The organism is Enterococcus sp. DIV2385, from assembly GCF_051711925.1.
Lineage (GTDB): Bacteria > Bacillota > Bacilli > Lactobacillales > Enterococcaceae > Enterococcus > Enterococcus faecalis.
In genome coordinates this window covers 986199-1000704 of record NZ_JBIONV010000001.1, presented here as the reverse complement: position 1 = coordinate 1000704, position 14506 = coordinate 986199, and the positions used below count along the sequence as shown (strand labels likewise).

The following is a 14506-nucleotide window of genomic DNA, read 5'->3' as shown; positions in this document are numbered from 1 at the left end:
ACTTGTCCTATTTTACCATAGTATTGAAAAAACCTACATAGTCAAAAAAATGATTTTTTTATTTTCCCATGATATTTTAAAACTATTACCCATCAAAGGACTATCCATTGACTTTTGACTTAAATTTGTTATAGTTAAAACGAATTTAATTATAAAGGGAGCGAAATTTCATGGCACGCGTAGAAAGTTTTGAATTAGATCACAACACAGTAAAAGCACCATATGTTCGCCTTGCTGGCACAGAACAAAATGGTGATGCGTTAGTCGAAAAATATGACTTACGTTTCTTACAACCAAACAAAGATGCCCTACCAACAGGCGCATTACACACGTTGGAACATTTATTAGCAGTTAACATGCGTGATGAATTAAAAGGAATCATTGACATTTCGCCAATGGGTTGCCGCACTGGTTTTTATATGATTATGTGGGATCAACATTCACCACAAGAAATCCGTGATGCATTAGTCAACGTTTTAAACAAAGTAATCAATACAGAAGTTGTTCCAGCAGTCTCTGCAAAAGAGTGCGGAAACTACAAAGATCATTCTTTATTTGCAGCGAAAGAATACGCAAAAATCGTCTTAGACCAAGGAATTAGTTTAGATCCATTTGAACGTATTCTGTAATCTTTAGCAATTAACGACAGAGAAACCCACTATTAAGCTGTGGGTTTTTCTGTTCTCTTTCTTAATTTAAACGGAGGTTTTTTATGAATCAAACAATTGAACAATTACTAAGTCACCGTTCCGTTCGTCATTTTAAAAAGCAAGCATTAACGGACAAGCAGAAACAACAGTTAATTACTGCAGCTCAAGCAGGATCAAGCTCCAATTTTTTACAAGCTTATACAATTATAGAAATCAAAGATCCTGAGCTACGCAGAGAATTGGGACGTTTAGCGAATTGTGAAGACTATGTCGTTAACACTGGTGTGTTCTATGTTTTTGTTGCTGATTTGTATCGTCATGCAACGATTTTGTCAAAAGAGGGGCAATCATTGGAACCCTTAAAGACACCAGAATCATTATTAGTAGCTGCCGTTGATACAACGATTGCTGCGCAAAACATGGCCATTGCGGCTGAATCTATGGATTTAGGGATTTGTTATATTGGCGGCATTCGAAATGACTTAGACACAGTAGCCAAACGCTTATCTTTGCCTGAATTAACTGTACCACTTTTCGGATTAACAATCGGTGTACCAGAAACGTTAAATGGTGTAAAACCACGGATGCCTTTTGAAAATATTTTAAGCGAAAATCACTACCAATCAGACAAATTGACAGATATGCACACATATGATGAATTATTAAAAGATTATTATGCCAGCCGCTCAAGTAACGCCCAAACAGCGGATTGGTCACAGAAGTCTTTGTCCTATTTTTCTTATAATCGTCGCCCAGAAGTAAAAATTTTCTTGCAAAAACAAGGATTTGATGTCTAAACAAAAGAGCGTGGGCTTACGTTATTTCAACGTAAGCCCACGCTCTTTTGTTAATTTTTATTTATCTTTACTAAATTTGTCTTTTAAGTCTTCAAAGCCTTCTTTAACTTTATCAGTTAATTTTTCAGCGCCTTCTTTAAGGTCGTCGCCGGCATCACGTGCTTTGTCTTTTACGTCAGCAAAGGTTGATTGAGCTTTTCCTTCAAGTTCTTTGCCTTTATCATCCGTAACTTTGCCTTGCGCTTCTTTTGCAGTACCTTCTACTTTATCTTTTGCATCGTCAAAACGTCCTTTTAAATCTGCCATGCTAATCCCTCCTAAATAATTAATTACATAATAAGAGTATCATTCTTAGCCATTTCCTTCAAATATAATGCATGAACTACGAATAAATGGTTATTTTTGAGCCATTAAAGCTTTTTTTGCCAAGGCAAAGCAACCGATTGTTCCTGGATTATCTTCTAAAAGAGGCGTCACCAAGTATTTTTCTAAAGGCGGTGTTTCCACATATCCATTGACTAATTCAGCAAATTTTTCACGAACTTTCGGCATCAAATGACGTTGTTTCATGACGCCGCCACCTAAAATGATCACTTCTGGCGCTAATAATAAAGTAGTATTGTACGCTGCTTGCGCTAAATAATAAGCTTCTAGTTCCCAAGTTTTATGATCCTCTTCCAATAAATGACCTTTTTTACCAGAACGACCTTCAACTGCTGGTCCTGCTGCAATCCCTTCTAAACAATCTCCATGATAAGGACAATTTCCTGCATACGTATCTTCAGGATGACGACGGACTAACGCATGCCCCATTTCTGGATGGCTAAAGCCTTCAATAAACTCACCGTTTTGAATCGCTCCAGCGCCAACACCAGTTCCAATTGTATAATATACACAACTAGATGTATGTTGCCCATTTCCAGCAACATACTCACCATATGCCGCAGCATTCACATCCGTTGTCCAAGCCATTGGCACATCAAAATGTTGTTTCATAGTCCCTAACAAGTCAAAGTTACGCCAAGCTAATTTTGGTGTAGAAGTGATATAACCATACGTAGGAGAATCAACGTGAATATCAATCGGACCAAACGAACCAATCCCAATCGCTTTTAAAGGATATTGTTGGAAAAATTCTATTACTTTTTTCATTGTTTCTTCTGGGGTTGTTGTGGGAAAACTGACACGTTCTACGATGGTCAAATCATCTGTCCCAACGCCACATACAAATTTTGTGCCACCGGCTTCGATACTTCCTAAAAGTTTTTCTGTCATTGCAATATGCTCCTTCGTTTCCATTTTATAAGTAAGCGGATACATTACTTTTGATTAAATAACTAACATACACGTTTAGTTTACCACTTTTTTGTCGTTTCGACAGAACAATTTAACAATTTCAGTCAGGTTGCCCAATGAAATCTGGCAAGTTGCTAAAGAGCATTTTCCTAAAACAAAAAAACGAGCATTCACGGTTATCTAACAATGAATGCTCGTTTTTTGTTTATTGATTCTTTAGCGAAAAATATAACAATAGTCCGATTGTAATCCATCCACCACTAAGTAAAAGCATTAACCAACTTAAAAGCGTTTCTTTTAGAATACTTCTGGGTTCTTTTGCATGCTGAATAAAACTCATACTAGTCAGCAAAGAAAAGAGGAAAAACATAAAACAAATGACCGCTAAACCGCCAGACAACCAAAACCAACTAGCCATTATTCTCACTCTCCTTTTCGCTTGTTTTTTGATAATTATTGCGCCAAATGACACTATAAATTGCCCCAATTGTGATTACTAACAACGTGTAGAAAGTCGGTAACCACCATGTGGGTAGGACCCATTTGATCGTAGCTTCTTGATTCAATTTTTTTGCTTCACGAGTGTTAATCGTAAATTCTTGTTGAAAAGGCCAAGACTGTTGTTCATCTTGTTGTAAAATAGCACGTCCTGTAAATATATAAGTCCCAGCATCTAGCGGTTGTTTACCCAAATCAAGATGAAAATTCATGGAACTATTTGGGGCAAAGCGAACATTTTTTAGTGTCCGTTGTGCAATTTTTTTAGAGGACCCTTTTTTTATCACTTGACCTTCTAAACGAACTTCTGGAAAAATAGCAGCATACGGATTTTGAATGACCGCCTTTAGCGATTTGGCCCCTAAAGCAATTGTAGGTGTTACTTTCGCTAATTTCAGTTGGTTCACCTCTGTTAAAGGAGCATTCTCAGCACTCCTCATGGCAATCGCAACATTAAACCCGTAGCGACTGGTTAATCCCGTTGTTTGGTTCTCTTCCTCTGTTTTTTCATCTTTGAGATGCGCATAAACCCCGCCTAACACAACTCCTTTGATAGGCTGATCAAGTCCCTTCACCTTCATCTTTGCTGATACTGTTTGATGAGGCGGCACACTCACTTCCTCATTTTCTAAAGTAACCAAGTCTGTCAGCGGAACCTTTAACGATGAATCAAGTGGTTTATCAAAATCATTGTACACAATCAACCCATTATCATTTGTTGATGCATTTGCTAGAGTCAATACGATGGACAATTTTTCGTCTGTCTTATTTTTTATATCTAAGACAATAGTGGAAGATTGCTTTGGTGCCAGAATTAAATCATAATAACTAGATGTTCCTGACACTTGATTTTCTGGTAAAACAGGCGTTACTGTAAATTTAGTCTTCATTTCTTCTGTAGCTTCTACTTTTGGAACAATAATAAAAAATGTGAAAAACAGAAATAGACAGAAAACACCGACTTTTTTTCTACTCATTTCTTCAAGATCTCCTTTATAAAGCTGAATGTACCTACTAGTCTAACAAATCAGCGAAACAATGCTGATCAATCTTTGACTTTTGGGAAGGATAATCTTGAAAAGAAAGAGGAAAGGATTGGTAAGTTGCTTTATTTCTTTTCTCTAAATTAAAACTGCCTATTCAACAAAAAAAGAGGTTTCCCACCACAGTGGAAAACCTCTATAAACCTTGTCATAACAATGTTTTGAAAGACTATGCGTCTGGATTTGCGTTTTCGTCTTTGAGACCGTATTTTTTGTTGAAACGGTCCACACGTCCGTCGGCTTGTGTGAATTTTTGACGACCAGTGTAGAATGGGTGTGAGTCTGAAGTAACCTCAACACGTAATAATGGATAAGTATTGCCATCTTCCCATTCAACAGTTTCTGAAGATCCTTTAGTTGAACCTGAAAGGAATTTGAAACCTGTTGTTGAATCCATGAATACTACTGGTTGGTAATTTGGATGGATATCTTGTTTCATACGTTTTTTCGCTCCTTTGCCCTGATCCATTTGCTGTATCAGAGTTATTTTGTCGGTATACAACAATGCTATCTTACCATGTTTTCAGTTGGTATGCAATTATCTTTTTGGATTTCTTTTAATTTGTTTGCCAAACGAAACATCATGGAAAACTTCAAATAATTGTTGATTATTTTGGGTCCGTTTCAACATTTTTATGAATTGATCCGTATATTCCAGCGAGTCTCCTGACATATTATTTCTCAATTTCCACGTTTCTTCTAGTTGTTCTGGTGTCATTAGCAACTCTTCTTTTCGCGTACTTGATTTTTTAATATCAATTGCTGGGAAAATACGGCGCTCTGCTAATTCACGAGATAAATGGAGCTCCATATTGCCTGTGCCTTTGAATTCTTCATAGATAACATCATCCATTCGGCTGCCTGTATCCACCAATGCCGTGGCTAAAATAGTCAGACTGCCCCCTTCTTCGATATTTCTGGCAGCACCAAAAAATCGTTTAGGTTTGAAAAACGCAGCTGGATCTATTCCGCCACTTAAGGTTCGACCACTAGGCGGGACCACTAAATTATAGGCCCTTGCTAAACGAGTGATGCTGTCCATTAAAATAACTACGTCCCGTTTGTCTTCAACTAAGCGCATTGCTCGATCCAGAACCAATTCAGCAACTCGCGTATGATTTTGTGGTTGTTGATCAAAAGTTGAAGAAACCACATCGCCTTTAACACTTCGCTCTAAATCAGTCACTTCTTCAGGACGCTCGTCAATTAACAACAGAATCAATTCCACATCAGGATGATTTTCTGTAATCCCATTAGCAATTTCCTTTAAAACACTTGTTTTCCCCGCTTTTGGCGGCGCTACAATTAAACCACGTTGCCCAAAACCAATTGGGGCAAATACATCAATCATTCGTGTTGATAATCTGCCAGCCGTTGTTTCTAACGTTAATTGTTTTTCAGGATACAACGGTGTTAGCGCTGGAAAATGTGGCCGCTCTTTCGCTTCTTCAGGATCTTTCCCATTGACACTTTCAACATGCATGAGTCCATAGTAACGTTCTGATTCCTTTGGCGGACGCGCCTTGCCAGCTACTTTGTCCCCATTTCTCAATCCGAAACGACGAATTTGAGAAGAAGAAATATAAATGTCTTCTGCACTTGGTCCATAATTAATTGGCCGCAAAAAGCCATAACCATCCTGAGAAACAATATCTAAAATTCCTTCCATGAAGAAAAACCCTTGCTTCTCAGCTTGTGCACGAATCACAGCTAAAGACAATTCTTTTTTGTTCATTTGGCTATAATAAGGAATTTTAAACTCTTTCGCGTACGCATAAATATCTTTTAACGTACTGTTTTCCAATTCAGCCATTGTTAAATAGTCGCTCATTGATCCACCTCAAACGGACCTTCTTGTTCTTCGGTTTCTAGCATTTGAATATCAGCGCCTAAAGCAGTTAACTTTTCGATAATGTGGTCGTACCCACGTAAAATATATTCTACATTATAAATAGTGGTCGTACCTTCAGCCATCAAGCCGGCAGTGACTAGGCAAGCGCCTGCCCGTAAATCAGAGGCGACTACTTCTGCACCGTGCAATTGATTTGGACCATTTAAAATAATCATATTGCCTTCAACCGAAGCATCGGCCCCCATCCGCACTAACTCAGGGATATGCTTATTTCGTTGAGCATATATCGTATCAATAATTTCACCAGTTCCTTGCGCTTTTAAAAGTAATGGCGTTAACGGTTGTTGTAAGTCTGTGGCAAACCCAGGATACGGATAGGTTTTCACCGTCGTCATTTTCAGATCATGTGACGGATGAACTTCAATCATGTCTTCTTCAATTGTCATCTTAACGCCCATTTCTTGCAATTTCGCAATGAAGCTTTCTAAATGCTCATAAATAACATTTCGAACTTTGATTCCTTCACCCATAGCTGCTGCCATAGCTAAATAAGTCCCAGCTTCAATTCGATCTGGAATAATCGAGTGACGACAACCATGTAATTCTTCGACACCTTCAATCCGAATAACGTCCGTTCCAGCTCCTCGGACTTTTGCACCCATGTTATTTAATAATGTAGCAATATCAATAATTTCTGGCTCACGCGCAGCATTTTCAATAATCGTTTTGCCTTTGGCTTTAACTGCGGCTAACATGACATTGATTGTAGCGCCAATAGATACCATATCCATAAAAATTCGAGTTCCTTGTAAGCCAGCTTCGTCTGTTCTCAAGTACATCGCCCCATGTTCGTTGGTTACATGAGCGCCTAATGCTTCAAATCCTTTGATATGTAAATCAATTGGACGAGGTCCTAAGTAACAACCGCCAGGTAAGCCGACAACGCCTTCCCCAAATCGACCAAGAAGTGAGCCCATAAAATAATAGGACGCACGTAAGCTATTGATTTTTCCTTTTGGCATAGGCACAGAAACAACTTCTGTTGGGTCAATAATTAATGTATTATTTTCAAAAGTAATTTTAGCACCCATAATTTCTAAAATTTCAATTAATGAGTGAACATCCTGAATGTCAGGAACGCCATCTAAAGTCACGGGCGAATCTGCTAAAATAGCAGCTGGAATTAAAGCGACCACACTATTTTTAGCGCCGCTAATGGTTACTTCGCCTTTTAATGGACGATTCCCATTGATTACGATTTTTTTCATTTATATTCTCACCTATCTATAATATACGTTTTCTAAATAAACTACCCAATCATTCTATCATAATCAAGCTTAAGAAAAAAGAAAACTTCTCAGGTATTTTAATAGAATGAAAAAATAACAAAAAATAAAAAAGACAGCCACGTGCTGTGGCTGTCTTTAACGTAACTAGTTGATTAAGCTTTGTTAGCTGAACCGAACCAATCAATGTGTTCTTCTGCATCTTTGATGATTGCAGCTTTACCTGGTGCTAATAATTTACGAGGGTCAAATCCTTTACCTTCTAAATCTTTACCAGCTTCAATATATTCGCGCGTTGCTTTAGCGAATGATAATTGGAATTCTGTATTTACGTTAACTTTTGAGATACCCATTGAAATTGCTTTTTCAATTTGTTCTTGAGGAATACCAGAACCTCCGTGTAATACTAGAGGTACATCAGAACCGACAGCTTCAGCAATTGCTTGTAAGTGATCAAATGCTAAACCTTTCCAGTTTTCTGGATATTGACCATGGATGTTACCGATACCACATGCTAAGTAGTCAATACCTGTAGCAACCATTTGTTTACATTCTTCGATATCAGCTAATTCGCCAGTACCGATGATTCCGTCTTCTTCACCACCGATTGAACCAACTTCACATTCAACAGAAATACCTTTAGCGTGAGCTTTTTCAACTACATCTTTCGCTAATTTTAAGTTTTCTTCGAATGGTAAGTGAGAACCATCAAACATGATTGAAGTATAGCCAACTTCGATACATTCTAAAGCAGCTTCGTAGTCACCGTGGTCTAAGTGAATTGCTACTGGAACTGTGATATTCATTGAGTCTACTAAATTAGTAATCATGTCTTTAGCTACTTTGTAGCCACCCATGTATTTAGCAGCGCCCATTGATGTTTGGATTAGAACTGGTGCTTTTTTAGCTTCTGCTGCTTCTAAAATCGCTTGTGTCCATTCTAAGTTATTTGTGTTATAGCCACCTACTGCATAGCCGCCTTTACGTGCTGCTTTTAAGAATTCTGCTCCTGATACTACTGGCATAAAAAATTCCTCCTAAGTTTTTAAAAACTTTATTTGTTAGGTGTTCCCTAACCAACGGTTCTATTTTAGCAGAATTCCTGACACTTTTCTAGTAAAATTCCCTTTTTCAGAAAATTTTTGTCTATTCTTTCACATAACCTTCATTTTTATAAAAAAACCTCCAGTTTTCCCGTTAAGACTTTGGGATCTGAAGGCCGACTTGCTATTTTAATTTTTTCTTTGGTGGATAACGTTTCACCTTGTAGGATTGAAGCTCAGGAAATGTTCCTGTACTATGAAAAATCCGTTGTTCATCTTCATTGGCAAAACGCCCTAAAACCGATTGTGTTGGTAAAATATTTACAAAGGCATTCTCATCGATACTGTAAACTGCTTGTTCTAAATCATAGAGTTCGTAGCGAGTAATGACCATCATAATCATCCGACCTTCTGCACCTGAATAGCCGCCGATTGAAGGCAACAAGGTCATGCCACGAGCGATTTGTTGAGAAACTTCTAAGGCAACAGCTTCTGGTCTCGTGGTGACAATCATTGCTGTGACTTTTTGGTGACTGGTATGAATCATGTCGACCACCTGACTCAAACAGTAAATAGAAATAATAGTATACAACGCACTTTCCCAGTTAAATACAAAACCAGCCAACAGCACAATAATACCATTCAATAAGAACATAAAATTACCAACGGTTTTCCCTGTTGTTTTTGAAAGAATCAGTGAAATAATGTCCATGCCGCCAGTGTTAAAGCCCATTTTCAATGAAAGCCCTGCGCCAACGCCAACTAAGACACCACCCATAATTGCGTTCATCAAAGGATTCGTTGTGACTGTTACGATTGGCACAAACATAGTGACAACGGAAATGCCAATAACATTGATGAAACTAAGAATCGTTGATTGTTTCCCTAATTTTACAAACCCTAGAATGAAGACGGGAATGTTTAAAAATAAAATGAAAATCCCTGTATTAATATGGATTCCTAAATTTGTATATAATAATGTAGCAATGATTTGCGCAATTCCGTTCATCCCTGCCGAAAAAACTTTTGCCGGAATCAAAAAGAAATTCAAACCGACCGCAGAAGTCAAAGCGGTTATCGCCATCACTGCTATTTTTTTTATCGATTCATTTCTTTGGTAAGTACTAACCAATCGACTCATTTTTCTTCGCTCCTTCGCTATTCTTCTGACTTAGAATAACAGGTTCTATCCTAAAAGAAAAGGGGCTAAAAGCGAACATTGAAAAAAATTTTTTTGCAACGTTTCCATGAAAGAATGCGGGAAGATATCCCTAAAAACTGATCTTCTTATTTCTCTATTCAAAATGATTCTAGCCTAACCTTTTTTACTATTTCATGATATGATGAAGCAAAGAATATTTTAGGAGGTTTTTACATGGCTGCAAAAGAAGCAAGTTTTGATGTAGTTTCAGAGGTCAATATGGAGGAAGTCAAAAACGCGATTCAAATTGCCTTGAAAGAATTGAAAAATCGTTTTGACTTTAAAGGGTCAATTGCTGATATTAAATTGGAAAACGATAAATTAGTAGTCGTAGCTGAAGATGATTATAAAGTCGAGCAAGTGAAGGATATTTTATTTGGAAAATTAGTCAAACGCAATGTTCCGATTAAAAATATTCATTTCTCAGAAAGTGAAAAAGCCTTAGGCGGTACTGCTCGCCAATATGGTGATTTAATCAGTGGTATTGATAAAGAAAATGCAAAAAAAATCAACACAGCTATCAAAAACTCTGGGATTAAAGTTAAGTCACAAATCCAAGAAGACAAAATTCGGGTAACTGGAAAAAGTCGGGATGATTTACAAAAAGTCATGGCTCTTTTACGAGAATTAGATTTACCAATGGCTCTTGAGTTTAATAATTATCGCTAAAAAAATCCTTCAACTGTTAATGAACAGTTGAAGGATTTTTTTGTTTTGGTACCGGCCATTCTTTATTATTCAATAAAACGATTGGTCGGCGTTGGATTTTTCCTGAAAAAGCGGCAATTGCTTTGAAAACCTTTGGCATAAAATAAAACGCATTTAATTCTTCTAAATCCAGTTCTTCTTCTGCCGTAAACGAGACACAAACCTCTTGTTCTGAAAGCATAATTTCAATTTTCTTTAAAAATTGAAATTGCCGCATTCCTGGCACGAAATAACCAGCCTTGGCAACACGAGAGGTTGTAATATCTAATTTATCACTAATGATTATCGCTAGCGTCATTAACTCTTCCGAATCAAAGCCATTACTATGATTTTCTATAGAAGATAAAATTTCTTCTTGATAAGGCAAACAAATCTTTTGCTTACGAAAATATGCTTCTGCAAATTGTTTCCCCCGAAGCGCATGTCCTGCTTTTCCTTGTAGCGCACCCACATCATGGAGCAGTGCCGCAATTTTTGCCGCTTCTAAATACTCCTCTGAAACAGCAAATTGTTTCAAAATCATTTCCGTCATGGCCACGACATTGGTTACATGAAACCAATTGTGGTATGCCCACCCAGCTTCTTCATCTTCCATTTGACCAATTGCATCATAAATTTGTCGAATTTCAGTATCTTGATGAATGCGTTCAAACAGCTTCATTTATTTTCTCCTTAAAATTAGTTACTGTTCCAAAAATTCTTTTAACTCTGCAGGATTTTTTTCGCTGTTTAAACCAACAATTAAACGAATCCGCGCTTTCGGTCCGTTTAAACCACGGGCAAAAACGACCCCCATTTTTTTCAAGCCAACGCCACCACCAGCATAATCATAGATATCTTCAGCAATGCCATTGGAACAACGAGAAACTAAAACGACTGGAATCCCGTTGTCTAGCATTTTTTGTAATGCTGGGAGCGTTTCTGGCGGTAAATTACCCGCACCTAACGCTTCAATTACTAACCCATCCGTTTCTGGGGTGTTTAATAATTCAAACATTCGTTCACCCATCCCCGCATAGGCCTTCACTACGTGAACATTTCCTTTCACAGAAGAAACATCGCAAACTTCTTGCGGTAAGACCTCTTTCGCAAAAAAAGCACGTTCTTTCGCAATGGTTCCAATTGGTCCAAAAGTTGGCGTCCGAAATGTTGCTACGTTCGTTGTATGTGTTTTTGTCACATAACGCGCCGTATGAATTTCATCATTCATCACGACTAAAACACCTTTATCGTACGATTCGTCTGAACAAGCAGTCCAAATAGCACTGATGAAATTATACAAGCCATCACTACCGATTTCGTTACTTGACCGCATTGCTCCTGTTAAAACAATGGGAATTTTTTTCTCTAAGGTTATATCTAAAAAATAAGCTGTTTCTTCTAATGTATCTGTTCCATGCGTAATAACCACGCCATCAATTGGTTCAGAATAAGCTTTTTGAATCCGTTCTTTTAATTGAAACATCCGTTCTAAGGTCATGTGTGGTGAGGGAATATTAAAAATATCTTCGACAACTAAATGAACCTTGCCAGAAAATAATGCTTCTTGTTCCATCAACGGATTTTTTTCATTCGGGGCAACACTTCCTCCTGCTACTTTTGACATGGAAATGGTCCCACCTGTATGAAGGACTAAAATGGTCTTCATTTGTTTCCTCCTTTGTTTTCTTTATTTTTTAACCAAAATTGTTTCACTTGTTGAATAAGTTGTTCATTGGTGTTTGCCTTTCGATGCGCCAACCAATGCGGCGGAAAGAAACGCTGGACACTTGGTAATTCAAATCGTTCGTCTAATAACAACACAAAGCCTTTATCTCGCGCATCTCGAATGACACGTCCAGCCGCTTGCAAGACTTTATTCATACCAGGAATTTGATACGCAAATTGAAAACCTTGCCCTCGCTCTTCTTGATAAAAAGTGCGAATCAGTTCTTGCTCCGGATTCATTTGTGGTAGCCCGACACTAACAATTATCGTACCAATCAATCGGGTACCTTTCAAGTCAATTCCTTCTGAAAATATACCACCTAAAACACAAAAACCGATGAAAGTTTCTTGAGGATTCTCTTTAAATTCAGCTAAAAATGCTTCTCGCTCTTTTTCGTTTAAGTCCGTTCCCTGAATTTGAGTTTTTACTTGCGGGTAACGTTGGCTAAATACTTGATAGACATCATCCATATAGGCGTAGGAAGGAAAGAAAATTAAATAGTTGCCTGTTTTTGTTTCACTTAACTTCCCTAAAAGTTCACTAATCTGTGGATAACTTTTTTCACGGTTTTTATAGGTTGTTTGAAGATGACTACCGATCATCAACAATTGATTTTCTTCTGGAAAAGGATACGGAATCCGATAACGTAGGCTTTCTTCACCTCCACCAAGCACTTCTTGATAATAATTCAGAGGTGTTAAACTTGCCGAAAATAAGATACTCGCTTTCCCTTTATCTAATCGTTGTGACAATAAATAAGCCGGATCGACACAAAATTGTTTCACAACGCAGTCATAGTTTCGCAAAGAAATAGACGTATAAAAGCCGTTGTCGTAATACTCGCTGATTCGAAGATAACTTAAACAATCAAAATAAAAACTGAGAATCGACGCCAATTCCTCAATGTGTTGATTTTCTGGCAACCATTCTGCAATTACTTCTGTTAATCGATGTATCTGTTTAACTAATGAATCAATTGGCGCGCGTTGGGCAAAAAAATCCGTGTCTTTTTCTTCACAGATTGCTTCAATATCATCAAACGTAGTTAAGACTTTTTGACAAGCTCTTTTTAATTGAACAGATTCTTTTTGCAATCTTTTTTGAATTTGCAAAACCGCATTCCTAGAAATAGCGGCCGAATACATCTCCCGTGAACGATTAACCAAATTATGGGTTTCATCCACTAAAAAAATATTCTCTTCTGCACTTTGGGGTTCTTCAAAGAAGCGCCGTAAATAAACCGTTGGATCAAATAGATAATTGTAATCGCCAATAATTAAATCACACCAAAGACTTGCATCTAGCGACAACTCGAATGGACACAATTGGTGCTTTTGTGCATACCGTTCAATAACCTCTCTCGTTAAATGATTTTCATGTTGCAATAAATCCCACAGTCCCTCATTTAAACGATCATAATAGCCGTCAGCAAACGGGCAATATTCTGGTGTACAATTTCGTTCAGTTAAAAAACAAATTTTATCTTTTGCTGTTAACGTAATACTCTTAGTTTGCGCTTGTTTTTCGGACAGCGCTTTGACGGCATCTTCAGTCACTTGCCGCGTAATGGTCTTAGCTGTTAAATAAAAAATCCGTTCACCTTCTTCTTCACCAATCGCTTTCATCGCTGGAAAAAGAGTGGACATTGTCTTGCCTGTTCCAGTTGGTGCTTCCACGAAGAGCCGCTGTTTACTAAGAATTGTTTTATAGACGGCTACCGCCAATTCTCGTTGCCCTTTGCGATACTCCCCGTAAGGAAAACTAAGATTTTTTAATGATTTATTTCTCAAAATACGCCACTCTTCTTTAAAAATTACCCACTGTTCATAGCGCTTCATCAAATCAGTAAAAAACTCCGCTAATGCAGCTTCTGTAAAATGGCGTTCTTGTCGTGTGATTTGTTTTGTGGTGGTCTGATAATAAGTGAGTTGAAGCGTTATTTCAGAAAGTTGTTCTTGTTGGCAATACATGTGACCATAACACATCGCTTGATACCAAAACAATTCGACCTTTTCTGGCGGCAATTCTTCAAACGCTGGCTCGGATGTTTTAATTTCATCAATGACCACTTGCCCAGTTTCTTTCACAAAAATGCCGTCTGCACGACCTTCTACACAATAATTATGGCCATTTAAAGGCACCTCAATTTTTAAAGATACTTCCTTTTGATAAAGGCTCCCCGCTTCCTTTTGCAACATTCGATGAAGGCGACTACCTTCTTGTGGTGTATGTTCACTCACATGGCGAGAATCGATACTTCCCCGCCTTAAAATAAATTCGACCACTTGACGCACCGCAATTTTTCTCGTTGATTTCACGTAATCCCACCTATCTGCCTCCCTATTATAGAACATACATTCGCTAAACAAAAGCAAAAAATCCAAAACGAACACAATCATGTGTTCATTCTGGATTTCTCTTTAG

General features: G+C 37.8%; 15 protein-coding genes. 3 read left to right on the top strand and 12 right to left on the bottom strand.

What is annotated here, in order from left to right; translation table 11 throughout:
* Positions 1-170 precede the first annotated feature (170 nt).
* Both IGM04_RS04990 and nfsA read left to right on the top strand, forming a co-directional pair.
* The gene (locus IGM04_RS04990) at positions 171-629 is read left to right on the top strand and encodes an S-ribosylhomocysteine lyase (RefSeq protein ID WP_002357960.1); all 459 of its coding nucleotides are present in this window, start codon (positions 171-173) and stop codon (positions 627-629) included.
* An 83-nt stretch (positions 630-712) separates the two neighbouring features.
* Positions 713-1447 carry an oxygen-insensitive NADPH nitroreductase gene (gene nfsA / locus IGM04_RS04985; protein ID WP_002360554.1) on the top strand — a complete coding sequence of 245 codons (735 nt, stop codon included), beginning with the start codon at positions 713-715 and terminating at the stop codon, positions 1445-1447.
* A 57-nt stretch (positions 1448-1504) separates the two neighbouring features.
* Here the strand turns inward: nfsA and IGM04_RS04980 are convergent, their stop codons facing one another.
* The 9 genes from IGM04_RS04980 to IGM04_RS04940 all read right to left on the bottom strand — a co-directional run bounded on the left by IGM04_RS04980 (position 1505) and on the right by IGM04_RS04940 (position 9606).
* Positions 1505-1753, bottom strand: a complete 249-nt coding sequence (locus tag IGM04_RS04980; protein ID WP_002357962.1) for a YtxH domain-containing protein — start codon at positions 1751-1753, stop codon at positions 1505-1507.
* A gap of 90 nt (positions 1754-1843) precedes the next feature.
* Positions 1844-2722, bottom strand: a complete 879-nt coding sequence (gene scrK, locus IGM04_RS04975; protein ID WP_002361643.1) for a fructokinase ScrK — start codon at positions 2720-2722, stop codon at positions 1844-1846.
* A 226-nt stretch (positions 2723-2948) separates the two neighbouring features.
* Complete coding sequence (locus IGM04_RS04970) at positions 2949-3161, bottom strand: hypothetical protein (RefSeq protein ID WP_002357965.1); 213 nt, start codon at positions 3159-3161, stop codon at positions 2949-2951.
* On the bottom strand, positions 3154-4218 hold the full coding sequence (locus tag IGM04_RS04965) for a DUF916 and DUF3324 domain-containing protein (protein ID WP_086317790.1): 1065 nt from the start codon (positions 4216-4218) through the stop codon (positions 3154-3156). The genes IGM04_RS04970 and IGM04_RS04965 overlap by 8 nt, the downstream gene beginning before the upstream one ends.
* Positions 4219-4453: 235 nt before the next feature.
* Positions 4454-4723 carry a type B 50S ribosomal protein L31 gene (locus IGM04_RS04960; protein ID WP_002357967.1) on the bottom strand — a complete coding sequence of 90 codons (270 nt, stop codon included), beginning with the start codon at positions 4721-4723 and terminating at the stop codon, positions 4454-4456.
* Between the two features lie 99 nt (positions 4724-4822).
* Positions 4823-6115 carry a transcription termination factor Rho gene (gene rho, locus IGM04_RS04955; RefSeq protein ID WP_002357968.1) on the bottom strand — a complete coding sequence of 431 codons (1293 nt, stop codon included), beginning with the start codon at positions 6113-6115 and terminating at the stop codon, positions 4823-4825.
* Positions 6112-7404, bottom strand: a complete 1293-nt coding sequence (locus IGM04_RS04950) for a UDP-N-acetylglucosamine 1-carboxyvinyltransferase (RefSeq protein ID WP_002357969.1) — start codon at positions 7402-7404, stop codon at positions 6112-6114. The genes rho and IGM04_RS04950 overlap by 4 nt, the downstream gene beginning before the upstream one ends.
* A 173-nt stretch (positions 7405-7577) precedes the next feature.
* Positions 7578-8447 carry a class II fructose-bisphosphate aldolase gene (locus IGM04_RS04945; RefSeq protein WP_002357972.1) on the bottom strand — a complete coding sequence of 290 codons (870 nt, stop codon included), beginning with the start codon at positions 8445-8447 and terminating at the stop codon, positions 7578-7580.
* 202 nt (positions 8448-8649) lie between these two features.
* Positions 8650-9606, bottom strand: a complete 957-nt coding sequence (locus IGM04_RS04940) for a YitT family protein (RefSeq protein ID WP_002381974.1) — start codon at positions 9604-9606, stop codon at positions 8650-8652.
* A 234-nt stretch (positions 9607-9840) separates the two neighbouring features.
* Here IGM04_RS04940 and IGM04_RS04935 point away from each other — a divergent pair, with 234 nt between their 5' ends.
* Complete coding sequence (locus IGM04_RS04935; protein ID WP_002357974.1) at positions 9841-10335, top strand: YajQ family cyclic di-GMP-binding protein; 495 nt, start codon at positions 9841-9843, stop codon at positions 10333-10335.
* 16 nt (positions 10336-10351) lie between these two features.
* On the opposite strand, the gene IGM04_RS04930 is transcribed toward IGM04_RS04935, so the two are convergent.
* From IGM04_RS04930 to IGM04_RS04920, 3 genes are read right to left on the bottom strand one after another with little or no spacing between them, the layout of a single operon-like run.
* On the bottom strand, positions 10352-11035 hold the full coding sequence (locus IGM04_RS04930) for an HD domain-containing protein (RefSeq protein ID WP_086317789.1): 684 nt from the start codon (positions 11033-11035) through the stop codon (positions 10352-10354).
* 21 nt (positions 11036-11056) lie between these two features.
* Positions 11057-12022, bottom strand: coding sequence for an asparaginase (locus IGM04_RS04925; protein ID WP_002357976.1), 966 nt, complete (start codon positions 12020-12022; stop codon positions 11057-11059).
* Positions 12019-14481: a helicase C-terminal domain-containing protein gene (locus tag IGM04_RS04920; protein ID WP_179189111.1), complete on the bottom strand. Its 2463-nt coding sequence runs from the start codon at positions 14479-14481 to the stop codon at positions 12019-12021. The genes IGM04_RS04925 and IGM04_RS04920 overlap by 4 nt, the downstream gene beginning before the upstream one ends.
* Positions 14482-14506: the final 25 nt, after the last annotated feature.

Excerpts from the sequence above, each read along its gene's own strand:
- IGM04_RS04930 (WP_086317789.1), bottom strand. The coding sequence starts at position 11,035 with ATGAAGCTGTTTGAACGCATTCATCAAGATACTGAAATTCGACAAATT.
- IGM04_RS04970 (WP_002357965.1), bottom strand. The coding sequence starts at position 3,161 with ATGGCTAGTTGGTTTTGGTTGTCTGGCGGTTTAGCGGTCATTTGTTTT.
- rho (WP_002357968.1), bottom strand. The coding sequence starts at position 6,115 with ATGAGCGACTATTTAACAATGGCTGAATTGGAAAACAGTACGTTAAAA.
- IGM04_RS04935 (WP_002357974.1), top strand. The coding sequence starts at position 9,841 with ATGGCTGCAAAAGAAGCAAGTTTTGATGTAGTTTCAGAGGTCAATATG.
- scrK (WP_002361643.1), bottom strand. The coding sequence starts at position 2,722 with ATGACAGAAAAACTTTTAGGAAGTATCGAAGCCGGTGGCACAAAATTT.
- IGM04_RS04945 (WP_002357972.1), bottom strand. The coding sequence starts at position 8,447 with ATGCCAGTAGTATCAGGAGCAGAATTCTTAAAAGCAGCACGTAAAGGC.
- IGM04_RS04965 (WP_086317790.1), bottom strand. The coding sequence starts at position 4,218 with ATGAGTAGAAAAAAAGTCGGTGTTTTCTGTCTATTTCTGTTTTTCACA.
- nfsA (WP_002360554.1), top strand. The coding sequence starts at position 713 with ATGAATCAAACAATTGAACAATTACTAAGTCACCGTTCCGTTCGTCAT.
- IGM04_RS04960 (WP_002357967.1), bottom strand. The coding sequence starts at position 4,723 with ATGAAACAAGATATCCATCCAAATTACCAACCAGTAGTATTCATGGAT.
- IGM04_RS04980 (WP_002357962.1), bottom strand. The coding sequence starts at position 1,753 with ATGGCAGATTTAAAAGGACGTTTTGACGATGCAAAAGATAAAGTAGAA.
- IGM04_RS04990 (WP_002357960.1), top strand. The coding sequence starts at position 171 with ATGGCACGCGTAGAAAGTTTTGAATTAGATCACAACACAGTAAAAGCA.
- IGM04_RS04920 (WP_179189111.1), bottom strand. The coding sequence starts at position 14,481 with ATGATTGTGTTCGTTTTGGATTTTTTGCTTTTGTTTAGCGAATGTATG.
- IGM04_RS04925 (WP_002357976.1), bottom strand. The coding sequence starts at position 12,022 with ATGAAGACCATTTTAGTCCTTCATACAGGTGGGACCATTTCCATGTCA.
- IGM04_RS04940 (WP_002381974.1), bottom strand. The coding sequence starts at position 9,606 with ATGAGTCGATTGGTTAGTACTTACCAAAGAAATGAATCGATAAAAAAA.
- IGM04_RS04950 (WP_002357969.1), bottom strand. The coding sequence starts at position 7,404 with ATGAAAAAAATCGTAATCAATGGGAATCGTCCATTAAAAGGCGAAGTA.